This window comes from Nostoc sp. 2RC, from assembly GCF_014222165.1.
Taxonomy (GTDB): domain Bacteria; phylum Cyanobacteriota; class Cyanobacteriia; order Cyanobacteriales; family Nostocaceae; genus Nostoc; species Nostoc linckia.
On record NZ_JACKZU010000715.1, the window covers coordinates 1 to 1,254 of the forward strand.

General features: G+C 42.6%; 1 pseudogene. It reads right to left on the bottom strand.

The window, feature by feature from the left end:
- Positions 1–255 precede the first annotated feature (255 nt).
- A pseudogene (locus tag GNE10_RS34605) lies at positions 256–1,200 on the bottom strand (cbb3-type cytochrome c oxidase subunit I); the annotation flags it as partial.
- Positions 1,201–1,254: the final 54 nt, after the last annotated feature.

The window sequence follows — 1,254 nt, forward strand, 5'->3', positions numbered from 1 at the left end:
GGCTGAAGTCATAATGCATCCTATTCATTTTATTTAGTGCCTTATAAATTATAATTTGTGTTGTATTTATAAGCGAAAAATAAGCATTAAAAAATGTTTTTCTATTACACAATTGCTTAATAAAATATTGCCAAAGCTGATATATAGCTGTAGATATAAATCGTTAAATAAAGAAAATTAAGCCAAATTTAAGTAATTTAATATGACTGCACCTGAAACAACTTATTTATCAACTTTTGAAAGTACTAACAAGTTTATATGGTGTACCCAAACGATACCGCTAACTACAGCAATCAAAATCGATGAAACTGCAACTACTTTGTAACCAAACAAAGGTTTACGGGCATAAACTGGAAAGATTTCTGAGAAAATTCCGAAGATGGGCAAAATAATCACATAAACGGCGGGGTGGGAGTAAAACCAGAAGTAATGCTGGAACATGACAGGATTGCCACCTCTTGCAGGGTCAAAAAAGGCGGTGCCTGCGGTGAGGTCGAGTAACAGCATTACTGCCCCGGCTGTCAGTGCTGGTAGTCCAAATAATTGGATGATTTGGGCGCTAAATACTGCCCAGACGAACAAAGGCATCCGGAAGAAGCCCATACCTGGGGCCCGCATCTTAACGATTGTGGTGACAAAGTTCACTGCCCCCATAATTGAAGACACACCTGATACCGCCACCGCCAATAGCCAGAGGACTTGACCGTTGATTAAATTACCTGTGGGATTTTGGAGACTCACAGGAGGATAAGCCCACCAGCCTGCTTGGGCTGGGCCGCCAGGAATAAAGAAACTACTCATCAGCAGAATCCCTACTACCGGCACCATCCAAAAGGCAACGGCGTTGAGGCGGGGAAATGCCATATCTCGCGCCCCAATCATCAAGGGCACTAAATAGTTAGCAAAACCAACCAATGAGGGAAATGTCCACAAAAACAGCATCACCGTGCCGTGCATGGTAAACATGCCATTGTAGACTGTGCGATCAATTAAATCTGATGCGGGTGTCATCAGTTCTCCCCGAATCACCATTGCAAAGATACCGCCGACGAGAAAGAAGATAAATGAGGTAACGAGATACTGAATACCAATAACTTTATGGTCAGTGCTAAAGCTGAAGTATCGCTTCCAGTCGCCTGGAGATTCATGGTGAGAACTTTCACCAACGATACTAATGCCGTCAATAGGAACATTAGTCATGAGTTAGTTTCCTGTTAATAAATTCAGGGAGGGGGAAAGGGGAAGGGGGAAAGG